Annotated in this window: 20 protein-coding genes and 2 tRNA genes; 13 read left to right on the forward strand and 9 right to left on the reverse strand. The window is 69.0% G+C overall.

Translation table 11 applies throughout. The features are described from left to right. Positions 1-16 precede the first annotated feature (16 nt). Positions 17-90, reverse strand: a tRNA-Gly gene (locus ABCU91_RS08415). Positions 91-184: 94 nt separating this feature from the next. On the opposite strand from ABCU91_RS08415, the gene ABCU91_RS08420 reads away from it, so the two are divergent. The 6 genes from ABCU91_RS08420 to ABCU91_RS08445 all read left to right on the forward strand — a co-directional run bounded on the left by ABCU91_RS08420 (position 185) and on the right by ABCU91_RS08445 (position 5,293). Beyond that, positions 185-258: transfer RNA gene (locus ABCU91_RS08420), tRNA-Pro, on the forward strand. A gap of 70 nt (positions 259-328) precedes the next feature. After that, positions 329-1,840, forward strand: coding sequence for a trigger factor (tig, locus tag ABCU91_RS08425; protein WP_413353382.1), 1,512 nt, complete (start codon positions 329-331; stop codon positions 1,838-1,840). After that, positions 1,779-2,603, forward strand: a complete 825-nt coding sequence (locus ABCU91_RS08430; RefSeq protein ID WP_413353383.1) for an ATP-dependent Clp protease proteolytic subunit — start codon at positions 1,779-1,781, stop codon at positions 2,601-2,603. The genes tig and ABCU91_RS08430 overlap by 62 nt, the downstream gene beginning before the upstream one ends. Before the next feature lie 17 nt (positions 2,604-2,620). Beyond that, on the forward strand, positions 2,621-3,286 hold the full coding sequence (locus tag ABCU91_RS08435) for an ATP-dependent Clp protease proteolytic subunit (protein WP_018186570.1): 666 nt from the start codon (positions 2,621-2,623) through the stop codon (positions 3,284-3,286). A 131-nt stretch (positions 3,287-3,417) separates the two neighbouring features. After that, positions 3,418-4,686: an ATP-dependent Clp protease ATP-binding subunit ClpX gene (gene clpX, locus ABCU91_RS08440; RefSeq protein ID WP_413353384.1), complete on the forward strand. Its 1,269-nt coding sequence runs from the start codon at positions 3,418-3,420 to the stop codon at positions 4,684-4,686. Between the two features lie 43 nt (positions 4,687-4,729). Further along, positions 4,730-5,293 carry a dihydrofolate reductase family protein gene (locus tag ABCU91_RS08445; RefSeq protein ID WP_413353385.1) on the forward strand — a complete coding sequence of 188 codons (564 nt, stop codon included), beginning with the start codon at positions 4,730-4,732 and terminating at the stop codon, positions 5,291-5,293. A gap of 2 nt (positions 5,294-5,295) precedes the next feature. Here the strand turns inward: ABCU91_RS08445 and ABCU91_RS08450 are convergent, their stop codons facing one another. Beyond that, positions 5,296-7,353, reverse strand: coding sequence for a M3 family metallopeptidase (locus ABCU91_RS08450; protein ID WP_413353386.1), 2,058 nt, complete (start codon positions 7,351-7,353; stop codon positions 5,296-5,298). Positions 7,354-7,435: 82 nt separating this feature from the next. Between ABCU91_RS08450 and ABCU91_RS08455 the strand changes: the two genes are divergently transcribed. After that, positions 7,436-8,038, forward strand: coding sequence for an ArsR/SmtB family transcription factor (locus ABCU91_RS08455; protein WP_413353387.1), 603 nt, complete (start codon positions 7,436-7,438; stop codon positions 8,036-8,038). Further along, complete coding sequence (locus tag ABCU91_RS08460; RefSeq protein ID WP_413353388.1) at positions 8,035-8,250, forward strand: hypothetical protein; 216 nt, start codon at positions 8,035-8,037, stop codon at positions 8,248-8,250. Before ABCU91_RS08455 ends, ABCU91_RS08460 begins: the two co-directional genes overlap by 4 nt. A 7-nt stretch (positions 8,251-8,257) precedes the next feature. Here ABCU91_RS08460 and ABCU91_RS08465 read toward each other — a convergent pair whose 3' ends face one another. From ABCU91_RS08465 to ABCU91_RS08485, 5 genes are all read right to left on the reverse strand, one after another. Further along, entirely contained in the window at positions 8,258-8,506 is a 249-nt protein-coding gene (locus ABCU91_RS08465) for a hypothetical protein (RefSeq protein ID WP_091353075.1), read from the reverse strand. Position 8,507: 1 nt separating this feature from the next. Beyond that, positions 8,508-11,084, reverse strand: a complete 2,577-nt coding sequence (gene valS / locus ABCU91_RS08470; RefSeq protein ID WP_413353389.1) for a valine--tRNA ligase — start codon at positions 11,082-11,084, stop codon at positions 8,508-8,510. Between the two features lie 207 nt (positions 11,085-11,291). Next, entirely contained in the window at positions 11,292-12,101 is an 810-nt protein-coding gene (locus ABCU91_RS08475) for a MetQ/NlpA family ABC transporter substrate-binding protein (protein ID WP_413353390.1), read from the reverse strand. 24 nt (positions 12,102-12,125) lie between these two features. Beyond that, positions 12,126-12,818, reverse strand: coding sequence for a methionine ABC transporter permease (locus tag ABCU91_RS08480; RefSeq protein ID WP_406924396.1), 693 nt, complete (start codon positions 12,816-12,818; stop codon positions 12,126-12,128). After that, on the reverse strand, positions 12,815-13,558 hold the full coding sequence (locus tag ABCU91_RS08485) for an ATP-binding cassette domain-containing protein (RefSeq protein ID WP_406924395.1): 744 nt from the start codon (positions 13,556-13,558) through the stop codon (positions 12,815-12,817). The genes ABCU91_RS08480 and ABCU91_RS08485 overlap by 4 nt, the downstream gene beginning before the upstream one ends. Before the next feature lie 48 nt (positions 13,559-13,606). Between ABCU91_RS08485 and ABCU91_RS08490 the strand changes: the two genes are divergently transcribed. Continuing rightward, on the forward strand, positions 13,607-14,020 hold the full coding sequence (locus ABCU91_RS08490; RefSeq protein WP_406924394.1) for an OsmC family protein: 414 nt from the start codon (positions 13,607-13,609) through the stop codon (positions 14,018-14,020). On the opposite strand, the gene ABCU91_RS08495 is transcribed toward ABCU91_RS08490, so the two are convergent. Together ABCU91_RS08495 and ABCU91_RS08500 are read right to left on the reverse strand one after the other, a co-directional pair. Then, entirely contained in the window at positions 14,017-14,529 is a 513-nt protein-coding gene (locus ABCU91_RS08495; RefSeq protein WP_406924393.1) for a GNAT family N-acetyltransferase, read from the reverse strand. The genes ABCU91_RS08490 and ABCU91_RS08495 overlap by 4 nt on opposite strands. Beyond that, entirely contained in the window at positions 14,526-15,188 is a 663-nt protein-coding gene (locus ABCU91_RS08500) for a hypothetical protein (RefSeq protein ID WP_406924392.1), read from the reverse strand. Before ABCU91_RS08500 ends, ABCU91_RS08495 begins: the two co-directional genes overlap by 4 nt. Before the next feature lie 221 nt (positions 15,189-15,409). Between ABCU91_RS08500 and ileS the strand changes: the two genes are divergently transcribed. From ileS to ndk, 4 genes are read left to right on the forward strand one after another with little or no spacing between them, the layout of a single operon-like run. Further along, entirely contained in the window at positions 15,410-18,787 is a 3,378-nt protein-coding gene (gene ileS, locus ABCU91_RS08505) for an isoleucine--tRNA ligase (RefSeq protein WP_413353391.1), read from the forward strand. Further along, on the forward strand, positions 18,784-20,136 hold the full coding sequence (locus tag ABCU91_RS08510; RefSeq protein WP_413353392.1) for a bifunctional folylpolyglutamate synthase/dihydrofolate synthase: 1,353 nt from the start codon (positions 18,784-18,786) through the stop codon (positions 20,134-20,136). The genes ileS and ABCU91_RS08510 overlap by 4 nt, the downstream gene beginning before the upstream one ends. Continuing rightward, positions 20,133-20,531: a DUF4233 domain-containing protein gene (locus ABCU91_RS08515; protein ID WP_413353393.1), complete on the forward strand. Its 399-nt coding sequence runs from the start codon at positions 20,133-20,135 to the stop codon at positions 20,529-20,531. Before ABCU91_RS08510 ends, ABCU91_RS08515 begins: the two co-directional genes overlap by 4 nt. Before the next feature lies 1 nt (position 20,532). Next, on the forward strand, positions 20,533-20,949 hold the full coding sequence (ndk, locus tag ABCU91_RS08520; RefSeq protein WP_091353108.1) for a nucleoside-diphosphate kinase: 417 nt from the start codon (positions 20,533-20,535) through the stop codon (positions 20,947-20,949). Positions 20,950-20,977 lie beyond the last annotated feature (28 nt).

The following is a 20,977-nucleotide window of genomic DNA, read 5'->3' on the forward strand; positions in this document are numbered from 1 at the left end:
CCCCGGCGCCGGTGTGTGGAGGGGATGACGGGAATCGAACCCGCGTAATCAGTTTGGAAGACTGAGGCTCTACCATTGAGCTACATCCCCGTCGACGCTGTGAACAGCGCCTCGACGAGTGTAGCGGACATGGTCGGCTAGACTTACCAACGGCCGTTTTTCGGCGCTCGCCAGCGTGCGCGCCCGGGGCGTAGCTCAGCTTGGTAGAGCGCCCGCTTTGGGAGCGGGAGGCCGCAGGTTCAAATCCTGTCGCCCCGACAACGGCCCCACGAACCCAGATCACCGAACGGACGCGCGTGTGCGCGGCCGGACAAGGAGAACGACAGGCATGGTCACCAGCACCGTCGAGCAGCTCAGCCCCACCCGGGTGAAGCTCCACATCACGGTCACCCCCGAGGAGCTCAAGCCGAGCATCTCGCACGCGTACGAGCACATCGCGCAGGACGTGCAGATCCCCGGCTTCCGCAAGGGGAAGGTCCCGGCGCCGATCATCGATCAGCGCGTCGGCCGTGAGGCCGTCCTCGAGCACGCGGTCAGTGAAGGCCTCGACGTCTTCTACCGCGAGGCAGTGACGGCGAACGACGTCCGCATCGTCGGTCGTCCCGCCGCCGAGATCGTCGAGTGGCCGAGCACGAAGGACTTCTCCGGCGACCTCAAGGTCGAGGTCGAGGTGGACGTCCGCCCCGAGTTCGAGCTTCCCGCCTACGACGACATCACCATCGAGGTCGACGCGGTCGAGACCGACGAGGCTGCAGTGGATGCCGAGCTCGACAAGCTCCGCAGCCGCTTCGGCACGCTCGTGACCGTCGACCGTCCCGCCAAGGCCGGCGACTTCGTCGAGCTCGACCTCGTCGCCACGATCGACGGCAACGAGATCGACCGCGCCGAAGGCGTCTCGTACGAGGTCGGCTCGGGTGAGCTCCTCGAGGGCATCGACGAGGCTGTGGAGTCGCTCACCGCTGGCGAGGACACCACGTTCCGTTCGAAGCTCGTCGGCGGCGACCACGCCGGTGAAGAGGCCGAGGTCGCCGTGACCATCAAGGCCGTCAAGGAGCGCGAGCTTCCCGAGGCCGACGACGACTTCGCTCAGGTCGCCTCCGAGTTCGACACGATCGGCGAGCTCCGCGAGAGCCTCGTCGAGCGCGTCTCCGAGCAGGCTGTCTTCACGCAGGGCTCCGCCGCGCGCGACAAGCTGATCGAGGTCCTCATCGAGAAGGCGGACATCCCCGTTCCCGCCAAGCTCGTCGAGGACGAGGTCCACACCCACCTCGAGGGCGAGGGTCGCCTCGAGGACGACGTGCACCGTGCCGAGGTCACCGAGGCGAGCGAGAAGCAGTTCCGCACGCAGATGATCCTCGACAAGATCGCCGAGAAGCACGAGGTGCAGGTCTCCCAGGAGGAGCTCACGCAGTACCTCATCCAGTCGTCGGCGCAGTACGGCATGTCGCCGCAGGACTTCGTCAACGCGCTCCAGGAGGGCAACCAGATCCCGATGATGGTCGGTGAAGTCGCCCGCAACAAGGCCCTCGCCGTCGCACTCGGCAAGGTGACCGTCGTCGACACCAACGGTAAGACGGTCGATCTGACCGGATTCGCCGCGGAGGACGACGAGGCAGCGGACGAGGGCACCGAGGCAGCGGACGAGGCCACCGAGGCAGCGGACGAGAAGCCGGCCGCCAAGAAGGCCCCCGCGAAGAAGGCTCCGGCCAAGAAGCCCGCCGCGAAGAAGGCTCCCGCCAAGAAGCCGGCCGCCAAGAAGGCCGACGCGGATGCCGCCGATGAGCCTGCGAAGAAGGCTCCCGCGAAGCGCGCGACCAAGAAGGCCGCCGACAGCGAGTGACCCTCACCGACGGGCGGCGGGTGCCTTCGGGCCCCGCCGCCCGTCGTCGTTTCCGGGCATCGTCCACGGCGCCGGAGGCGGTCGATGCCGCCCCCGGTATGCCCACGGCGAACACGGGCGAGACGCTCGGAACGCGCCACTAGATTCGAAGCACGAACACGAATCCAGGAGAGCATCCATGGCTGAACCCCTTATGGCGACCAGTGTCTTCGACCGGCTGCTGAAGGACCGAATCATCTGGCTCGGTTCCGAGGTGCGCGACGAGAACGCGAACGAGATCTGCGCCAAGATCCTGCTGCTCGCGGCCGAGGATTCCGAGAAGGACATCTACCTCTACATCAACTCGCCCGGTGGCTCGATCACCGCGGGTATGGCGATCTACGACACGATGCAGTTCGTGCCGAACGACATCGTCACCGTCGGTATCGGCATGGCCGCCTCGATGGGCCAGTTGCTGCTGACCAGCGGCACGAAGGGCAAGCGTTACATCACGCCTAACGCCCGCGTCCTGCTGCACCAGCCCCACGGCGGCTTCGGCGGCACCGCGAGCGACATCCAGACCCAGGCGCAGCTCATCATCTCGATGAAGAACCGTCTTGCCGAGATCACCTCCGCCCAGACCGGCAAGTCGGTCGAGCAGATCAACGCGGACGGTGACCGCGACCGCTGGTTCACCGCAGAGGAAGCCCTCGAGTACGGCTTCGTCGACCACATCCGCGAACACGCTGCCGACGTCGCCGGCGGCGGCGGGACCGAGAACTGAGCGTCGGAGGACAACGCATGAACACCCCCATCTTCGGTCGCGCGCAGAGCGACATGATGCCCTCGAGCCGGTACATCCTGCCGCAGTTCGAGGAGCGCACCGCCTACGGCTACAAGCGTCAGGACCCGTACAACAAGCTGTTCGAAGACCGCGTGATCTTCCTCGGCGTGCAGGTCGACGACGCTTCCGCCGACGACGTCATGGCGCAGCTCCTGGTCCTCGAGTCGATGGACCCGGATCGCGACATCATCATGTACATCAACTCGCCCGGTGGCTCGTTCACCGCGATGACCGCGATCTACGACACGATGCAGTACATCTCGCCCCAGGTGTCGACCGTCGTCCTCGGACAGGCCGCGTCGGCGGCATCCGTTCTCCTTGCCGCGGGAGCTCCCGGCAAGCGCCTCGCCCTGCCGAACGCCCGCATCCTGATGCACCAGCCCGCCGTCGGCGAGTCCGGTCACGGCCAGGCGTCGGACATCGAGATCCAGGCCGCGGAGATCCTCCGCATGCGCACCTGGCTCGAAGAGACGATGGCTCACCACACGAACCGCTCCGTCGAGCAGGTCAACAAGGACATCGACCGCGACAAGATCCTCTCCGCGCAGGAGGCGCTGGAGTACGGCATCGTCGACCAGGTCCTCACGTCCCGCAAGCGGACTCCGGCCGCCATCACGGCCTGACCGCGCGTCAGACGAGGCCCCGCCGATTCGTCGGCGGGGCTTCGTCGTCCACACTCGTGTCGCAATCCGCCCGGTGTACGGATCTGCGATTAGGCTCGACTGCACCGGCACGAATCCTGAGGGGGAACACCATGGCACGCATCGGTGAGAGCGCCGACCTGTTCAAGTGTTCCTTCTGCGGCAAGAGCCAGAAGCAGGTCCAGCAGCTGATCGCCGGCCCCGGCGTCTACATCTGCGACGAGTGCGTCGAGCTCTGCAACGAGATCATCGAAGAGCGCATGGCCGAGTCCGGCGACGGCGAGGTCAAGGATTTCGATCTCCCCAAGCCGCGTGAGATCTTCAGCTTCCTCGAGGAGTACGTCGTCGGGCAGGATCCCGCCAAGCGTGCCCTCGCCGTCGCCGTCTACAACCACTACAAGCGCGTCCGTGCCCGCAGCACCATCCAGTCCGCCGAGCAGCGGGCCGACGAGGTCGAGATCGCCAAGAGCAACATCCTGCTCCTCGGTCCGACCGGCTGCGGCAAGACCTACCTCGCGCAAACCCTCGCGAAGCGCCTGAACGTCCCCTTCGCGGTCGCGGATGCCACCGCGCTCACCGAGGCCGGCTACGTCGGCGAGGACGTCGAGAACATCCTGCTGAAGCTTCTGCAGGCCGCAGACTTCGACGTGAAGCGCGCCGAAACCGGCATCATCTACATCGACGAGGTCGACAAGATCGCCCGCAAGGCCGAGAACCCGTCGATCACCCGCGACGTGTCCGGTGAGGGCGTCCAACAGGCACTCCTGAAGATCCTCGAAGGCACGGTCGCATCCGTGCCGCCGCAGGGCGGGCGCAAGCACCCGCACCAGGAGTTCATCCAGATCGACACGACGAACGTGCTGTTCATCGTCGCCGGTGCGTTCGCGGGCCTCGAGGACATCATCTCGTCGCGCGTCGGCAAGCACGGTGTCGGCTTCGGTGCTCCGCTGCAGGACAAGGAGCAGGAGCTCGACGTCTTCCGCGACGTCCTCCCCGAAGACCTTCACAAGTTCGGGCTGATCCCCGAGTTCATCGGTCGGCTCCCTGTCGTCACGACCGTGTCGCCCCTCGACCAGACGGCGCTCATCGAGATCCTCACCGGACCCAAGAACGCCTTCGTCAAGCAGTACCAGCGGATGTTCGAGCTCGACGGCGTCGAGCTCGAGTTCGACGACGACGCCCTTCGTGCCATCGCCGATCTGGCCGTCGCACGCAAGACGGGTGCGCGCGGTCTCCGCGCCATCCTCGAGGACGTCCTCGGACCGATCATGTTCGAGATCCCGTCCGCCGAGGACGTCGACAAGGTCGTCGTCACCCGGGCGTCCGTCGAAGAGGGCGCACCCCCGACCCTCGTCCTGCGGCAGAAGCGCAAGAGCGCCTGACGTCGCGCCCGCGGTGTCGGATGCCGCGGGTAGCGTTTCCGGCATGGGACGCATCCTCTTCGACACGGCGACCTCGATCGACGGCTGCATCGCGGACGACGAGAACTCGCTCGCGTGGCTCTTCGCCGTGGAGAACGGCGACTCCCCGGACGACGCTCTGTTGCCGGCGGATGCAACCGTGCTGGTGGAAGGATCGACGACCTACGAATGGGTCCTCGCCGAGTCCGACATGCTCGCGCACCCGGAACGGTGGGGGCAGTTCCACGGCGACCGCCCCACATTCGTCTTCACTACCCGCGAGCTCCCGAAGCCCGAGGGCGCCGACATCAGATTCGTTCAGGGGCCGGTGGCATCCGTCCTCCCGACGATCCGTGCAGCTGCGGGCGCCGGTGACGTCTGGGTCGTCGGCGGGGGAGACCTCGCCGGCCAGTTCCTCGACGCAGGCGCACTCGACGAGATCGCGATCTCCGTGGCCCCGGTCTTCCTGACCGGGGGTGCGCCGCTCTTCCCGCGCCGGATCGGGTCGGAGCGGCTGCGTCTGCGGTCGGCGGAGGCCGTCGGCCAGTTCGCCCGTCTCGTTTACGAGGTCCGCGCTGCCACGGAGTGAGGTCAGCCGGTGAGGCCGCGCCGCTCCAGGAGGGGCTCGATGCGCGCGTCGCGTCCGCGGAAGTCGCGGTAGGCCTCGAGCGGGTCCTTCGAGCCGCCGACGCCCAGCAGCCGGGTGCGGAATCGGTCGCCGTTCTCGCGCGTCAGGCCGCCGTTGTCGCGGAACCACTCCACGGTGTCGGCGTCGAGAACCTCGCTCCAGATGTAGGAGTAGTAACCCGCGCTGTACCCACCCGAGAAGATGTGCGCGAAATACGTCGACGAGTACCGGGTCGGGACCGCCGGGTCGTCCAACCCGATGTCGGCCAGCGCTGTGGCTTCGAACGCGTCGACGTCGATGCCGACGGCTGCGTCATCGGCATCCAGACTGTGCCATGCCTGGTCGATCCACGATGCGGCGAGGTACTCGCTCGTCGCGAAGCCCTGGTTGAAGGCCTCGGACTCCCGGAGCTTCGCCACGACGTCAGCCGGAAGCGGTTCGTCGGTGTCGATGTGACGTGCGTAGGACGCGAGCACCTCGGGCCAGAAGATCCACATCTCGTTCACCTGGCTCGGGAACTCGACGAAGTCGCGGAACACCGACGTTCCCGCGAAGTGCGGGTAGGTGACCGTGGCGAACAACCCGTGCAGGGCATGACCGAACTCGTGGAAGAGGGTGGTGACCTCGTCGAGGGTCAGCAGCGTGGGGCTCCCCGGAGCAGGCTGGGGCACGTTGAGGTTGTTGACGACGATCGGCGCCGTGCCGCGCAGGGCGGACTGCGACACGATCGAGTTCATCCAGGCGCCACCGCGCTTGGAGTCGCGCGTGTACAGGTCGAGGACGTAGAGCCCGAGGTGGGAGCCGTCCTCGTTCCGGACCTCGAAGACACGTGCCTCGGGGTGATATGCGGGTAGATCGCCACGCTCGGTGAACGAGATGCCGTAGAGGTCCGTGGCTGCGCGGAAGACCCCGTCGATGAGCACACGCTCGGCCTCGAACCAGGGACGCAGGGCCGTCCGATCGAGGTCGTACCGGGCGGCGCGCACCCGCTCGGTGTAGAAGGCCCAGTCGTGGGCCGCGAGGGGGAACCCGCCGCCCTCGCCGTCGATGATCTCCTGCAGGGCCGCCTGCTCCTGTCGCGCGTTCGCTGCGGCGGGGACCGCGAGTCGGCGCAGGAGTTCGTGCACGGCTTCGGGGGAGCCGGCGGTCTCGTCGGCGGTGACGTAGGCCGCGTGCGAGTCGTAGCCGAGGACCCGCGCCCGCTCCGAGCGCAGGCGCACGATCTCGGTGAGCACCTCACGGTTGTCGTTCGCGTTGCCTCGACGACCGCGAGAGCGGGATGCCGCCATGAGACGCTCCCGACTGGAGCGAGACGTCAGCGACGAGAGGTACGGGTGACCCGTGAACAGGGTGAGGGTGACGACGTACTTGCCCTCGAGGCCGCGCTCGGCGGCGTTGCGCGCGGCTGCTGAGAGCTCGCCGTCGGTCAACCCGTCGAGCTCCGCCGCGTCGTCGAAGACGACGGCGAGGTCGTTCGTGTCGGCGAGGAGGTTCTTCTCGAACGTCGTCGTGAGCACGGACAGCTGCTGGTTCAGCTCGGTGAGGACGGTCTTGTCCGCCTCATCGAGGCCGGCGCCGGCGCCCGTCATCTCGCGATAGGTGCGCTCGACGAGGTATCGATCCTCACCCTCGAGGCCGAGCTCATCGAGACGCTCGTGAACCGCGGCGACGCGCGCGTACAGACGCGCATCGAGCGTGACGGCGTCGTGGTGAGCGGCCATGAGCGGCGCGAGCTGCGCGTCGATCTCTTGGATCTCCGCCGTCGCGTTCGCGGAGCTGACCGTGTAGAAGGTTCGCGCAACCCGTCCAAGGGACTCGCCGGACCGCTCGAGCGCGACCAGCGTGTTCTCGAACGTCGGCTCTTCGGAGGACGTCGCGATGGCGTCGATCTCTGCACGGTGCGAGGCGAACGCCTGCTCGAAAGCGAGGAGGTAGTGCTCCGGGCGGATGCTCGGGTAGTCCGGCAGGTCGAAGGGGAGAGGAGAGGGGGAGAGGAGCGGGTTGGTCGCGGCATCCGTCATCGTTCCAGCGTACGTCGGCGATGAGGCACCTATATGCAAAGAAAAGCTTGCAAAGATTCGCTTGCAAAGATATCTTTGTATCATGACCGAGACACCGAAGCGGCGTGAAGACCGCAGTCTGGATGCCGGAGCCTTGCGCGCCCTCGCTCACCCGCTTCGCGTGCAGCTCTTCGACATCCTGTCGCAGTACGGTCCCCAGACCGCGAGTTCGCTGGCCGAGCGCACGGGGGAGTCGTCGGGCGCCACCAGTTACCACTTGCGTGCGCTGGCGAAGCAGGACCTCATCCGCGAGATCCCCGATCGGGGGTCGGCGCGCGAGCGCTGGTGGGAGCGTGCCGACAAGTCGGTGTCGTTCGACAGTCCTGAGGCCATGGCCTCACCGGCAGGGCGCTCCGCGACTCAACTGATCATGAACGAATTCCTCGGGCGCCGGCAGCAGCAGCTCATGCGGCACGTGAACGAGGCCATCGCCGACCCGAACAAGGCGGACGATGGCGCCGCCATCATCTCCACCGCCAACATCCATCTGACCCCCGATCAGGCGAAGGAGATGATCCGGCGCCTGTCCGAGATCGTCGACGAGGTCGTCGCGTCTGCGCGCGGCCACGAGGAAGACCCCGACCGCTTGCCGTTCACCGTCCGGGTGGACGCATTCGCACTGCCCGAGGACGGAGACGGACGATGACCACGATCACGATCCCCACGCTGGACGTCACCGTCCGGCCCACACGGCTCGAAGCCGCGCTGTGGGCGGCGACGACCTCGGTCCAGGCGGCTGTCGCCGCACGGATGCTGCGTCGCGCCGATCAGGCGGTCGCTCGCTCAGCGGCCGAGGAGCGCAGGAACGACACGCGTGCGGACGTTCTCGCCCACATCGCGCGTCACCCGCGAAGCTGAGCCGGATTCAGGACATGCCGTCGTCGTCGAGGTGACCGACGACGACCTCACCCTCGCGGTCCACGCGGACGACCACCCCGGTCTCGAGTTCCGCCACGGGGCGACCCTCGAGCCACGTCAGCGTCCATCGCGGTCGCGGCTGCCCGAGCGGGTCCTGATCCACGGATGCGTCGACCGCCGCGATCTGCTCGCGGAGGATCTCCGGTACGGCGGACGGCGGCTGGTCGCCGCTCGTCCAACGGGTTCCGAGCTGCATGTCAGGCCTCCTGCGGGGTGAGGACGATGTCGCCGACCGACACGGAGTCCCCGGCGGCGTAGGACACGTGCGCGATGCGTCCGACGGCGGCGAGGTCGCCCTCCGCCGAGCGGATCGCGTCGAGCGCGGCATCCGGTCCCGTGATCGTCAGGGACTCCACGGGGGTCTTCTGCGACGCCTTGGCCTCGGTCTTCGCACGCCGGACGCTGATGAGAGCCTCCCCGACGGTGCGGAGCACGGCGGGGTCGCCCTCGATGCCGAGCGCCTCGGGCCAGGACGCGGTGTGCACCGACCCCTCCTCGAACCACGACCACGCCTCCTCGGCGGCGAACGACAGCACGGGGGCGAGGAGGCGCAGCAGCGTCGACAGCGCCGTGCGCAGCGCGAGGGCGGCCGAGGCCTGGCCGGCGTCAGCCTGGTTGTAGGCGCGCTCCTTCACGAGCTCGAGGTAGTCGTCGCAGAACGTCCAGAAGAACGCCTCGGTGATCTCCAGCGCCCTGGCGTGGTCGAAGGCGTCGAACGCTTTCGTGGCATCCCGTACGACCTGGTCGAGGGTCGCGAGCATCGACGCGTCGAGCGCGTGGGTGATGCGGGCGTCCTCGGGCACCGGGAACGACAGCACGAACTTCGCCGCGTTGAGCACCTTGATGGCGAGGCGACGGCCGATCTTCACCTGCGTCGGGTTCTGCGGGTCGAACGCCGCGTCGGCGCCGAGGCGGCTGGAGGCCGCCCAGTAGCGGACCGCGTCGGTCCCGTGCGCGTCGAGGATGTCCGCGGGCGTCACGACGTTGCCCTTCGACTTCGACATCTTCTTGCGGTCGGGGTCGACGATGAAGCCCGAGATGGCGGCATCCGTCCACGGCGCGCGGCCGTCCTCGAGCACGGAGCGCACCATCGTGGAGAACAGCCATGTGCGGATGATGTCCTGACCCTGCGGGCGGACGTCGAACGGTGCCACGAGGTCCCAGAGCTCGGGGTCGCGCTCCCACCCGCCCGCGAGCTGCGGGGTGAGGGAGGACGTCGCCCAGGTGTCGAAGATGTCGCGCTCGGCGTCGAAGCCGCCGGGCACGCCGCGCTGTTCCTCGGTGTAGCCGTCCGGCACGTCCGTGGTCGGGTCGACCGGCAGACGCGAGAGGTCGGGGGTCAGCACGCGGTCGTAGTCCCGCTCGCCGTTCTCGTCGAGGCCATACCAGACCGGGATCGGCACGCCGAAGAAGCGCTGCCGCGAGACGAGCCAGTCGCCGGTGAGGCCGTTCGTCCAGTTTTCGTAGCGCACACGCATGAAGTCCGGGTGCCAGCCCATGCCGCGGCCCATCTCGATGAGCTTGTCGCGCAGATCCGCGTCGCGGGCGCCGTTGCGAAGGTACCACTGGCGCGTCGAGACGATCTCGAGAGGGCGGTCGCCCTTCTCATAGAACTTCACCGGGTGGGTGAAGGGCTTCGAAACCTCGAGCAGCTCACCGGACTCCTGCAGCAGCTCGACGATGCGCTTCTTGGCGCTGAACACCGTCTTGCCGGAGAGCTCCGCGTACGCCGCCTTCGCGGCATCCGTCACGAGCACGTCGGGGGCCTCGTCGATGATGCGGCCGTCGCGACCGAGGATCGTGCGGTTCGGCAGGTCGAGCTCGCGCCACCAGATGATGTCGGTCACGTCGCCGAACGTGCAGATCATCGCGATGCCGGTGCCCTTGTCCTTCACCGCGAGCGGGTGGGGGAGGATCGGCACCTCGACGTCGAACAGCGGGGTGCGCACCGTCGAGCCGAAGTACGGCTGGTAGCGCTCGTCGTCGGGGTTCGCCACGAGCGCCACGCAGGCGGGGAGCAGCTCGGGCCGCGTCGTCTCGATGTGGATGTCGCCCGAACCGTCGCTCTTGTGGAAGGCGACGCGGTGGTACGAGGCCTGCTGATCGCGGTCCTCGAGCTCGGCCTGCGCGATCGCCGAGCGGAAGTCGATGTCCCAGAGGGTGGGCGCCATGGCCTGGTAGGCCTCGCCGCGATCGAGGTTGCGGAGGAAGGCGAGCTGGCTCGTGCGGATCGTGTCGTCCGAGATGGTGCGGTAGGTCTGCGTCCAGTCCACCGACAGGCCGAGCTTGCGGAACAGGTCCTCGAACTGCTTCTCGTCCTCGATCGTCAGCTCCTCGCAGAGCTCGATGAAGTTCCGTCGGCTGATCGGCACCTGGTCGGCCGGCTTCAGGCTCTTCGCGTCACCGCGGAACGGTGGCGTGAAGTCCGGATCGTAGGGGAGCGACGTGTCGCAGCGCACGCCGTAGTAGTTCTGCACGCGACGCTCGGTCGGCAGGCCGTTGTCGTCCCAGCCCATCGGGTAGAACACGGTCTTGCCGCGCATGCGCTCGTAGCGCACCTTCACGTCGGTGTGGGTGTAGCTGAACACGTGACCGATGTGGAGCGAGCCGGATGCCGTCGGGGGAGGCGTGTCGATCGAGAAGACGCCCGCGCGTCCCTTCGCCTTGGCGGCGTCGCGGTCGAACAGGTACGTGCCGGCGTCGGACCACGCGGCATCCCACTTCTGCTCGAGGCCTTCCAGGGCGGGCTTGTCGGGAATGTGCGCGTTCGTCATGGTGAGGCTCCTCGAGCGATATGTGCGGCACTGTGTGAGCGTGCCTGAGTGTGGGTTGCCGCCCAGTCTACCGCCGGGTCGCATGCGGGACCGTGGCGATGCGCGGCGTCGCGAGGAGATGCGGGTTCCCGAGGAGCGGATGCCGGGATCCGGCCCTCGGGACGCGACATCTCCTCGCGAAGCGACGCGCGCCGGGGCGTCGGAGACTCAGAACGCGGTCTCGATGGTCTCGTTGCCGTCGATGATCTCGCGCACGGGGTCGCTCGTGAAGGCGTCGACGAGGGCCTTCGTGGACGCGGCATCCTCGTCCTGGCCGGGGACGACCAGCTGCAGGGCGAACCGGTCGTCGAGCTCGGTCAGCAGGCCGTCGTCCTGCGGCGTGAGGCCGAGCGCGGCGATGTGCGAGGGCCACTGGAAGACGAGGTCCGCCTCGTCGTAGGCGGTGTTGAGCTGGTTGATCTGCAGCTCGAGGAACTGCAGGTCCTTCGGGTTCTCGGCGATGTCGTCCACCGTTGCGGCGTACGGGTCGACGCCCTCGGCGAGAGTGATGATCTTCGCGTCGGCGAGCATCTTCAGCGCGCGTCCGGTGTTCGACGCATCGTTCGGGATCGCGACGGTCGCGCCCTGCGGGAGGTCGGCGATGTCGTCGAGGGTCTTCGAATAGAACGCGATCGTGAAGTTGTAGATCGGCTGCACGGCGGTGAGGTCCGCCCCGTTGGCGGCGTTGAACTCCTCCATGTACGGCTTGTGCTGCGAGAAGTTCGCGTCGATGTCGCCCGCGGCGAGCATCTTGTTGATCGTGACGTAGTCGGCGACCTCGACGAGCTGGATCTCGTAGCCGTCCTCGATCTCGTCGGCGGCGGCTTCGACGATGTCGGTCATCGGCGAGGTGACGGCACCGACGCGGATGGTCTGGACCTCGGCGCCGCCCTGTCCGGCGGGCGAGGCGCAGCCGGCCAGGAGGGCGACGGCGGCGGCGGTGAGGGCGGCGGCGAGGGTGAGGCGGCGCGGGGACATGGTGCTCCTTATGGGATAGGGGTGTCAGCGGTGGTCGAGGCGGACGGAACTCCGCTGCCCGATCGCCTGGATGACGAGGACGATGATGAGGATGACGAGGATCGTGAAGTACATGAGCACGTCGTCGTACTCCTGGTAGCCGTAGCGCAGCGCGAAGTCGCCGATGCCGCCGCCGCCGACGACCCCGAGCACCGTCGAGTACGAGAGCAGGCTGATACTCGCGGACGTCAACGCGTAGACGAGACCGGGCAGGGCTTCGGGCAGCAGGAAGCGCCAGACCGTCTGCGGGAGGGTCGCGCCGAGGGTCTGCGCGACACGGGGGATGCCGGGGCTCACCTCGCGGAGGATCTGCTCCACCAGCCGGCCGTAGACGGCCACGGCGACGACGCAGAGCGAGAAGGTCGCCGCGGGCGTGCCGAAGGTCGTGCCGTAGACCGCGCGCGTCACGGGGACCAGGAAGACGACGAGGAGGAGGAACGGGAACGAGCGGATGACGTTGATCAGGAAGTTCGCGACCGACCAGACGAGGCGCTGGGGAAGGATCCCGCCGGGCCGGGTGAGGTATACGGCGGCACCGAGCGGCAGACCGAACACCACCGCGGCCGCGAGCGAGACACCGAGCATGTAGCCGGTCTCGCCGAGGGCCTCGAGGAGGTCGTCACCGCGCTCGGCGAGCGACGCCCCCAGCGAGGCGAAGACGTCCTCGGCGCCGGTCATGCGCCGAGCTCTCGCCGTGCGCGGTCGAGGTACGTCTCGCGCTCGCCGCGTGCCGAGGGCGCGACCTCGAGGACGTCGACGAGCCGGCCGTCCTCGAACAGGGCGACTCGGTCGCACACGCTGCGCACGACGTCGAGATCGTGGGTGACGACGACGACCGTCGTCCCGAACCGGTCGCGTGCATCACGGAGCAGATCGAGTACTTCGCCCGCCGTCGCCGCATCGAGGGCGGAGGTGGGCTCGTCGCACAGCAGCAGCCGGGGGCGGCTCACCAGCGCCCGGGCGATCCCGACGCGTTGCCGCTGCCCGCCGCTGAGCTGCGCCGGGTACGCATCGGCGCGGTGATCCAGCCCCACGAAGCGCAGCGCGTCGTCGACGGCGCTCGCCGCCCGCTCCCGCCGGGGGCGCAGCAGGAGGGCGACCTCGACGTTCTGACGGACCGTCCGGTTCGACAGCAGGTGGACCCCTTGGAACACGACGCCGATCTCGCGTCGCAGGCGGCGGAGACCGGCGCGGTCGAGGCGGCCGATGTCGGCGCCAAGCACCGTGACGGAACCCGAGGTAGCAGCGACTTCGCCGGTGAGGAGGTTCAGCAGGGTGCTCTTGCCGGCACCGCTCTCGCCGATGACGCCGACGATCTCGCGGTCGGCGACGGTCAGGTCCACCTCGGCGAGTCCCTGCACGCCTCCGGGGTACGCCACGCCCGCGCGAGCGAGCTCGACGGGCGACGGGGACAGCACGAAAGGACCTCAGAACGTTGTTGGATGCCGTCCAACTATAGTTCTGCCATGAGCACCAGGTACCGGACCGAGGCGACCAACGACGACGGCGGGACCGGTTTCAGCCGGGTCACGGGCGGTCTGGAGGTCGCGGTCTCCAACCCGCTGAGCCCCGACGCGGACCTGTCGCGCAGCAATCCGGAACAGCTCCTCGCCCTCGCCTGGGCCACCTGCCTCGACGCCACCCTGCAGGCGATCGTGGCGGGCGCGCACCGCACGCGGGTCCGCGTCGAGGTCGAGCTCCACGACTCCCCGGCGCGCGGCGGCTACGAGTTCCACGTCACGGCTTTCGTGTCCGCCGAGGAGCGCACGCTCACCGAGACGGGCGAGCTCGTCGAGGCCGCGCACGATCGATGCCCGATTTCCCGTCTGCTGCAGGATGCGGCGACCGTCGGCATCCGCGCCGAGGAGTGGGCCGACTAACGGTCCACGGCGAACCCGAGGTGCGGCATGTCGACGCCTCGGTAGCGCGTGACGAAGCGGCGACGCACGGTCATCCCGAGGCGGGTGGCGACGTGTATCGACGGGATGTTCGTGTCCCGGACCTTCGCCCACACGGTCGGCGCGTCCAACTCGCGGAATGCCCAGTCGCGCGACGCCGCAGCGGCCTCCGTCGCATATCCCCGGTGCCAGTGCGCGCGTTGGAAGTGGTACCCGACCTCCAGGACCTCGTCGTCCTCGATCCGTTGCCGGGTGATGCCGCATTGGCCGATCATCTCGCCCGGGGCGTCGGCGAGCTCGACGGCCCAGAGGCCGAAGCCGTCCTCTGCGTAGCGCTGCAGGTTCCGGGCCAGCCAGGCCTGGGACTCCGCCTCGGTGAACGCGCCTTCGTATGCGGTCATCGCGACCGGGTCGGTGAGGATCGCCCGGAGCGCCGGCAGGTCGTCCTCGCTCATGTCGCGGAGGACCAGCCGAGCCGTCCGCAGCGTCACTCGTCCGTCCGCACGTCGATGCCGAGGGATGCCGCGAGCGCGAGTGCGTGCGAGGTCGCCTGATCGGCGGTCAAGGTGACGCCCCGCAGCATCCGGACGTCCGTGAAGGACAGCACGTCGGCGCCGCGCAGATCGACGTCAGCCGCCTGCCACTCCCGGATGTCCATCTCGTCCACCGTCGATCCGGTGATCCGCACCCGCTCGAGGCGGGCGCCGGGGAGGTCGAGGGTGCCGATGCGGCATCCGGTCACGTCGATGTCGCGGAGCGTCGCGCCGCCCGCCGTCAGGTAGTCGACGCGCACCCCGTCCAGGACGAGCCCGTCGCAGCGCGCGCGCGACAGATCGAGCGTCCCGATCCGTCCCCCGCGGACGACGACGGTCCGCCACGTCCCCTCGCGGGCGAGCAGCTCGACTGTCGACACGGCGTCGAGGACGACGTCCGTGAGGATCGCGCCGGTCAGATCGAGGGTCTGGACGGATGCCGGGGCCACGACGCTCTCGCTGATGCGGGTGTGCGCGGCATCCGTCGCCCCGGGGTCGAGATCGATGCGCGCTTCGGACGTCTCGCCCGACCGGCGCAGCGTCGCGGGCGTCAGCTCGCGCGGGAGATCCGGGTCCGGGATGCGGGGAGGCTCGGGGCGGATGCGGGGGCGGGCCATGACGCCAGGCTATGCCGACGGTATGATTGTGCTCATCAGCACCGATCCGGCCATCACCGGGGAGCTCTCGGAAGAACAGCGGTCCGCCGCTCAGTAGAACCGAGCGGGGCAGGCCCGTCATCGCCGCAGGTGAGTGGGTGCACCCGGATCCGGGTCGCGCCAAGCGGGGTGGTACCGCGGTCTCCGGATCGTCCTCGCAGGACCAGACCTGCAGGAGTGACATGACCTACCCCCGACCTTCCGCCTTCGGCCCCGCCGCCGATGCGCCCGCGGCCGTCGTCCCGAGCCCGCGCTTCCCCGACCTCGAGCGCGACGTTCTCGCGTTCTGGGAGCAGGACGACACGTTCCGCGCGTCGATCGCGCAGCGCGACGGCGCTGACGAGTGGGTGTTCTACGACGGCCCGCCGTTCGCGAACGGCCTGCCGCACTACGGGCACCTCCTCACCGGGTATGCGAAGGACCTCTTCCCGCGGTTCCAGACGATGCGTGGCAAGAAGGTGGACCGCGTCTTCGGCTGGGACACGCACGGCCTGCCCGCCGAGCTGGAGGCCATGAAGCAGCTCGGCATCACCGAGAAGAGCGAGATCGAGGAGATGGGGATCGCCGCCTTCAACGCGAAGGCGCGGTCATCCGTCCTCGAGTACACGCAGGAGTGGGAGAACTACGTCACCCGCCAGGCGCGCTGGGTCGACTTCGAGCGCGGCTACAAGACGCTCGACACCGGGTACATGGAATCCGTCCTCTGGGCCTTCAAGGAGCTTTACGACAAGGACCTCGCCTATGAGGGTCACCGCGTGCTGCCGTACTGCTGGCGCGACGAGACGCCGCTGTCGAACCACGAGCTGCGCATGGACGACGACGTCTACAAGATGCGTCAGGACCCGTCCGTGACGGTCACCTTCCCGCTCGTCGGTGCGAAGGCCGAAGCCCTCGGCCTGACCGCCGTCCGCGCGCTCGCCTGGACCACGACCCCGTGGACCCTCCCGACCAACCTCGCGCTCGCCGTCGGCCCCGACATCGAGTACGTCGTCCTGCCGGGTGGTCCGGCGGGGGCCGCCGACGTCCACGAGGACGCCCTCGAGGGTCAGTCGCACCGCTACCTGCTCGCCGCGGACCTGCTGGCGAACTACGCGAAGGACCTCGGCTACGCCTCGGCCGAGGAGGCCCGCGAGGCCGTCGAACAGACCGTCCGCGGTGCCGACCTCGCCGACGTCGCCTACGACCGGCTCTTCGACTACTACGCCGACGAGGAGACGTGGGGCACGCAGCACGCCTGGCGCATCCTCGTCGACGACTACGTCACGACGACCGACGGCACGGGCATCGTCCACCAGGCGCCGGCCTACGGTGAGGACGACCAGCGTGTGACGGGGGCCGCCGGCATCCCGCTCATCATGAGCCTCGACGACGGTGGACGCTTCCTGCCGCAGGTGACCGATGTCGCGGGCGAGCTGTGGATGGACGCCAACCGTCCGCTCATCCGCCTGCTGAAGGCCGAGGGGCGCCTCCTGCGCGAGGCGTCGTACGAGCACTCGTACCCGCACTGCTGGCGGTGCCGGAACCCCCTCATCTACAAGGCCGTCTCGAGCTGGTTCGTCCGGGTCACGTCGATCAAGGACCGCCTCGTCGAGCTCAACGAGCAGATCACGTGGGCGCCCGAGAACGTCAAGCACGGCCAGTTCGGCAAGTGGCTCGAGGGCGCGCGCGACTGGTCGATCAGCCGCAACCGGTTCTGGGGTTCGCCGATCCCGGTGTGGAAGAGCGACGATCCCGAGTACCCGCGCGTCGACGTGTACGGCTCGCTCGCCGATCTCGAACGCGACTTCGGCCGGCTGCCGGTCAACGAGGCGGGCGAGGTCGATCTGCACCGCCCCTTCATCGACGACCTCACGCGTCCGAACCCCGACGACCCGACGGGGAACTCCACGATGCGCCGCATCGAGGACGTCTTCGACGTGTGGTTCGACTCCGGCTCGATGCCGTACGCGCAGGTGCACTACCCGTTCGAGAACCGCGAGTGGTTCGACGAGCACGCCCCCGCGGACTTCATCGTCGAGTACATCGGTCAGACGCGCGGCTGGTTCTACGTCATGCACGTCCTGTCGGGTGCGCTGTTCGACCGCCCGGCGTTCTCGGGCGTCGCCTGCCACGGCATCGTGCTCGGCAGCGATGGGCAGAAGATGTCGAAGTCGCTCCGGAACTACCCCGACGTCAGCGAGGTCTTCGACCGCGACGGTTCCGACGCGATGCGCTGGTTCCTCATGAGCTCGTCGGTCCTGCGCGGCGGCAACCTCGTCGTCACCGAGGAGGGCATCCGCTCCGGCGTCCGTGAGTTCCTGCTCCCGCTGTGGAACGCGTGGTACTTCTTCTCGACGTACGCGAACGCGGCGGGCGGCCCCGACGGTGCCGGCTACGAGGCGCGTCGTCGGATGGACTCGACGAACGTCCTCGACCGTCACATCCTGGCGTTGACGGGTGACCTCGTCCGGGGCGTCGCCGCCGACCTCGAGGCGCTCGACTCGACGATGGCGGCGGCGAAGCTCCGCGAGTTCGCCGAGGCGCTGACCAACTGGTACATCCGGCGCTCGCGCGATCGGTTCTGGGTGGGGGTGGATGCCGCCGACCCGACCACGACCGAGGCGTTCGACACGCTCTACACGGTGCTCGAGACGCTCACCCGCGTCGCGGCCCCCCTCATCCCGCTCGTCTCGGAGCGCGTCTGGCAGGGACTCACCGGCGGGCGCAGCGTCCACCTCGAGGACTGGCCCGACGCCGACGAGTTCGCCCCGGCATCCGACATCCGCGAGGCGATGGACACCGTCCGCGAGGTCTCGTCCGTCGCGAACGCCCTCCGCAAGAAGGAGGGCAAGCGCGTGCGTCTGCCGCTCGCGAACCTCACCGTCGCGGTCGGCGGTGCGGACGCGCTCGCGCGGTTCGAGGACATCGTGCGCGACGAGCTCAACGTCAAGGCCGTCGAGGTCGTCGAGCTCACCGAGGGCCTCGCCGAGCAGTACGGCATCAGCCAGCGACTCGCCGTCAACGCTCGTGCGGCCGGTCCGCGCCTCGGCAAGCAGGTGCAGCACGTCATCAAGGGCGCCAAAGCAGGCCTGTGGAGCGAGCAGGACGGCGTGGTCGTCGTCGACGGCATCGCGCTCGAACCGGGGGAGTACGACCTCACGCTCGAGGCGGGCGGCGTCGCCGAGGGCACCGCGATCGCGCTCCTGCCACGGGGCGGGTTCGTGCTGCTCGACACCACGACGACGCCCGAGCTCGAGGCCGAGGGCCTCGCACGCGACGTCATCCGCGCCGTGCAGGACGCCCGCAAGGCCGCCGGCTTCGAGGTGAGCGACCGCATCGCGCTGCAGCTCACCTTCGACGACACCGGCGACGCCGAGGCGGTCGCGTCGGCGTTCGACGTCGCCGACGTCGCGGGGGAGACCCTGTCGGTCGCCGACCTCGTCGCCACCGCCGACGGCGACACCCTGCGCGGTGAGGCACTCCGCTCGAGCCCCGAGCACACGGCATCCGTCCCCGCCGGCACGTACGCGAACGCCGGCTCCTTCACGATCGGCGTGCGCCGGATCGGAGCGACCTCATGAGCGACCGGACACGAGCGGATGCCGTCTACGCGGCGCTCCTGGAGCGGCAGGGCGAGCGCTGGGTCGAACCCCGCGTCGAGCGCACGCGCCGCGCTCTCGAGCTCCTCGGCGACCCGCAGCGGACCTACCGCGTCATCCACGTGACGGGCACGAACGGAAAGACGTCGACGAGCCGGATCGCGGAGTCGATCGTCCGGGCGCACGGGCTCCGGACCGGACTGTTCACGAGCCCGCACCTGGAGCGCTTCACCGAGCGGATCATGGTCGACGGCGAGCCCATCGCCGATGCGGCGATCGCGGACGCGTGGGACGAGATCGCGCCGATCGTTGCGCTCGTCGACGAGGAGCTGGCGGGGAAGGGCGAGCCGCGGCTGACCTTCTTCGAGCTGCTGACGGTGCTCGCGTTCGTGTCGTTCGCCGACGCGCCCGTCGATGTCGCGGTGATCGAGGTGGGCATGGGCGGTGCGTGGGATTCGACGAACACCGCCGACGGCGACGTCGCGGTGTTCGCGCCGATCGACATCGACCACGCCGACAAGCTCGGCGACACGATCGGCGAGATCGCCACCGTGAAGTCCGGCATCATCAAGCCGAACGCCGCCGTCGTCTCTGCGGCCCAGCAGACCGCGGCGCTCAGTGTGCTGACGACGGCGGCGCGGGCTCAGGGCGCGTCCCTGGCCGTCGAGGGGGAGCAGTTCGGCCTGCTCGACCAGAAGCTCGCCGTCGGCGGCCAGCTCCTGACCGTCCGCGGGCTCGCGGCGACGTACGACGAGCTCTACCTGCCGCTGTACGGAGCGCACCAGGGTCACAACGCCGCGCTGGCGATCGCCGCCGTCGAGTCGCTCATCGGGGGCGGGTCGCAGCCCATCGCCGCCGACGTGCTCGCCGACGGTCTCGGCAACGTGACCTCTCCGGGACGTCTCCAGCTCGTCGGCATCGCCCCCACCGTCCTCGTCGACAGTGCGCACAACCCGCACGGCGCCCGCTCGCTGGTGGCCGCGCTCGGTGACTCGTTCGACTTCGACGACTGGGGTCTCGTGCTCGGCGCCTTCGCCGACAAGGACGTCGAGGGCATCGTGCAGACGCTCGCCCCCGCGGTCGCGCACGTGTTCGCGACCGCTCCGGAGTCCGACCGCGCTGAGGAGCCGGATGCCGTCGCCGACCTCGTCGAGCAGACCGAGACACCCGTCACGGTCCACCGCGACCTCGCCGAGGCGGCCGAGGCGGCACGCGCGTGGGCGGCGGGATCCGACCGCCGCGCCGTGGTGATCGCCGGCAGCGTCGTGCTCGCCGGTGAGGCCGTCGTGCTCGCCGAGGCGGAGGACTGGAAGTCGGGGTACCGATCGTGAGCCGTCAGCCCCGTCCGCGACGACAGCGCGGCGCGCGCGAGTCGCTCCTCTCGGTGATCCTCGGCTTCGAGTCGATCGTCGCGTTCCTGGCAGGTCTCGCCGTCTACGGCCTGCGTGCCCTTCCCGCGGGCATCGAGCCGTGGTGGGGGATCGTCGGCGGCGCGGTCCTCGGTGTCGTCATGATCATCCTCAGCGGGTTCACGCGCTACCGCTGGGGTGTCATCGCGGGCTTCGCCCTGCAGGTCCTCATCGCTCTCGGTGCGTTCCTCGTGCCGGCGCTCCTGATCGCCGCCGCCGTTTTCGGCGCGCTGTACGTGTATGGCACCATCAAGGGCGGCGCGCTCGACGAGCGCAACGCCACACTCGCCGCCGAGGCGGAGAAGAACGGAGACTGACATGGCCACCGAACAGACACTCGTCCTCGTGAAGCCCGACGGCGTCGCGCGCGGGCTGACCGGCGCGATCCTCGCCCGCATCGAGGCGAAGGGGTACTCGCTCGTCGACATCCGGCTCGTGGAGCCCGACCGCGAACGCCTCGAGCAGCACTACGCCGAGCACGAAGGCAAGCCGTTCTACGAGCCGCTGCTGGAGTTCATGATGTCCGGGCCGTCCGTGGCGATCCGCCTCGCCGGCAACCGTGTCATCGAGGGCTTCCGCTCACTCGCGGGGACCACCGACCCGACCACGGCCGCGCCCGGTACGATCCGCGGCGACTTCGGTCGCGATTGGGGCCTGGCCGTGCAGCAGAACCTCGTCCACGGCAGCGACAGCGTCGAATCCGCGAACCGCGAACTCGCGATCTGGTTCGACTGACGATCGATCCGCATGCGCCCGTCCCGGC

It is taken from the genome of Microbacterium phoenicis (assembly GCF_047302325.1).
GTDB lineage: Bacteria > Actinomycetota > Actinomycetes > Actinomycetales > Microbacteriaceae > Microbacterium.